This is a genomic window from Vibrio sp. 10N.286.48.B8 (genome assembly GCF_003050085.1).
In the GTDB taxonomy this organism is placed as follows: domain Bacteria; phylum Pseudomonadota; class Gammaproteobacteria; order Enterobacterales; family Vibrionaceae; genus Vibrio; species Vibrio crassostreae.
On record NZ_PIGD01000049.1, the window covers coordinates 1 to 2,610 of the forward strand.

The following is a 2,610-nucleotide window of genomic DNA, read 5'->3' on the forward strand; positions in this document are numbered from 1 at the left end:
CTTGGCATTTTTACTATGCGTTGGTTTTAGTGATTAAGGTGGTTTGCGGCGACTTAGGTATTGCGTTGCTCACCCCTTAACAGGGCGTTATAACTCATTCAAGTTTCGAGGAAATTTATACATGAAATACCAATATGTTAAAGGTCGTATTGATGATGCAGTAGAAGAGTTGTGTATTGGAGCTGGAGATGCGAGAAGCCGCTTGCTTAGTGCCAATGAGGCGACTTCAAGTCTTTTAAATATTCACTTCCCCGAAGAGTTGATTGGTGACTGGCACTCAATACAAGATCGTATGACTAAAAGTGGTCCTAGAACTAACTTTGAAGGCACAATGGTTGAAGGTGCTGTCGCTCATACAATGACGAAGATCCAAAATAAAACAGCGAGCAAAATTGCGGCGGATATATTGAAGCTACATAAGAAATTGCAGTCAGAATACTGAGTTATAACAAAGCATTTAAGAGTGATTCGCAACGCTTGCCGTTTCGCTTCGCTCAAAGTATGGGCAAGCGCCGCTCACACCCACACCTTAATGCGGCGTTGATATGACCCCCACTGTCAATTAAAAACGTAGAAGTTTCTGCTCCCTCATTTCAGAGCCTTTGTTCATTTTGGGATAGTGTTACCGCATAGATGAAGCAAGTAATGTCGTCGGTTCTCATGCTGATATACGTGGATTGCTCATCGTTTGATGAGTAGAGCCTACCTTACTTGTTCCGTCGTAGCACCTGTCTTCAGTCTATGCTCGTGGTTCAATACAGCCGAAGCTATATTGCCGTCCTAACGCCGTCGGTGTTTGTGCCACTCCCGATGCTTTATCCAATGCGATAACACTAATTCTGTCTTCATGCCGGTAAACGAGCGATTCGAGTTCTAGGATCTACGTCGCTAATGACAACTTCACGCGCAATGGCCCAGATGTAAGCGATCATCTCTCTTGCGATGGCGACCACAACGACATTTCGGTGTTTACCTTTTTGTAGTAGTCGTTGGTAACGACGACATAACCTTTGCTGGGCTTGCCAAGCGATATCAACTATCTCTTTAGGCAGCCCTTCTTGCCTTAGTTGCAGCTCTACAGAGATGTTCGCTTTATGCTTATAGGTGTGTGCGCCTTCAACGAGTAACCGTCTGGCTCGACTGTTGCCACACTTTGTTAAGCTGCCACGACGAGTTTTACCTCCACTGGAGTTTTCTGTTGGAACAAGCCCAAGGTAAGCCATAAGCTTTCTTGGATGGTCGAACCGCCGTAAGTCACCCAGCTCAGCTATTGTGCCAAGAGCTACGAGTAACCTTACACCCCGCATAGCTTGAATGGCTTTCACAACAGGATAGTATCGCCAGTTTTTGACCTGATGGAGCAGTTCATTATCGAGTCGTTGCAGCCGCTGTATCCGCTCATTGATTGTAATGATCATCTCTTGCAAGACGGTTTGTTGACTATGGTGAGGAAGAATGAGATCGGTCAGCCACCGTAGATGCTTTTTAGACCAGTTATCATTCACCGTCGCTTGGATATTATTGCGAAGAAGAAAGCCTTTGAGTTGGAACTTTGCGTCTTTGAGATCTTTCATTGCCGTTTCTCTGGCACGCGAGAGATCTCGAATAGCTTCATCTTCGGCTTCTGGTACATAGATGGGTGTAAGCTCTTCGGCTTTTAACAGCTTGGCGAGCTTTGCTGCGTCTCGTTTGTCAGTTTTAATTCTATCGCCTGGCTTCTTAGGTATAAGTGATGGAGCGACGACATAGCAGCAGTGTCCAAGGCTCGTAATCAGGCGATAAGTCCAGTAACCACATGGTCCTGCTTCATAGACAAAGTGCAGAGTGGCTTTTGGATACTTGGATTGCAGTTGTCTGGCCAATTTAATAAGCGCGGACTTGTTAGATTTAATACGGCCAAGGTGTTGTGGGTTTGCCCCTCGATGTTCTTGTAAAACAGCGACTTGAATAAATGACTTATGCGTATCTAAGCCAATGAAAATTATGCTATCTTTACTCATGCTAGCCTCCAAATTTAGTTGTTTGACGCACTAATTATGGCTCTGGCTTAAAGCTAACCCACGATATTGGAGGCTAGCACCTTTCGTGGGGGTCATTATGTCTATGGCATTCATAGTTAATCGTAACAATCCCTTTCCCTAGGTTCAACGTCCATTAACTCAACGCATTTGTTGAATTGAATACAATTTGTGGGCGTTTAGTCAACACCATATTTTCACTTCCATAGCTCAATTAAAACTAATAGTATCAGTGCTTTAATAACGCATGATTTTATGAGAGCAAGAACATGAAACACACTCCAAGTTCTTTTATGGAAATGAAAGGGAAACAACGTATTCCGATGTTGACCGCTTATACATTCCCTGTGGCTGCAAGTATCGAATCTGCCGGGATACCTATTATTCTCGTTGGTGATACTGTCGGCATGGTTGAAATGGGCTTTAGCAGTACGCGAGATGTGACCATTGAGCACATGGAATATCATGTCGGGGCAGTGCGTCGCGGTGCTCCAAATACTCATATTATTGGTGACCTCCCATACTTAACCGATCGTTCTCCTGAAGTAGCGTTAGTTAATGCTAAAAGGCTGATGCAGGCTGGTGCTGACAG

At 44.5% G+C, this 2,610-nt stretch carries 3 protein-coding genes; 2 read left to right on the plus strand and 1 reads right to left on the minus strand.

Features of this window, described 5'->3' with window-relative positions; translation table 11 throughout:
• The first annotated feature begins 121 nt into the window (after window positions 1-121).
• Window positions 122-442, plus strand: a complete 321-nt coding sequence (locus CWO08_RS23670; protein ID WP_108021131.1) for a hypothetical protein — start codon at window positions 122-124, stop codon at window positions 440-442.
• A 403-nt stretch (window positions 443-845) separates the two neighbouring features.
• On the opposite strand, the gene CWO08_RS23675 is transcribed toward CWO08_RS23670, so the two are convergent.
• Window positions 846-2,000, minus strand: a complete 1,155-nt coding sequence (locus CWO08_RS23675) for an IS110 family transposase (RefSeq protein WP_029225960.1) — start codon at window positions 1,998-2,000, stop codon at window positions 846-848.
• 287 nt (window positions 2,001-2,287) lie between these two features.
• Between CWO08_RS23675 and CWO08_RS23680 the strand changes: the two genes are divergently transcribed.
• Window positions 2,288-2,610 (plus strand): 3-methyl-2-oxobutanoate hydroxymethyltransferase (locus tag CWO08_RS23680; RefSeq protein ID WP_181360063.1); only part of this gene is annotated, 323 nt, incomplete at its 3' end.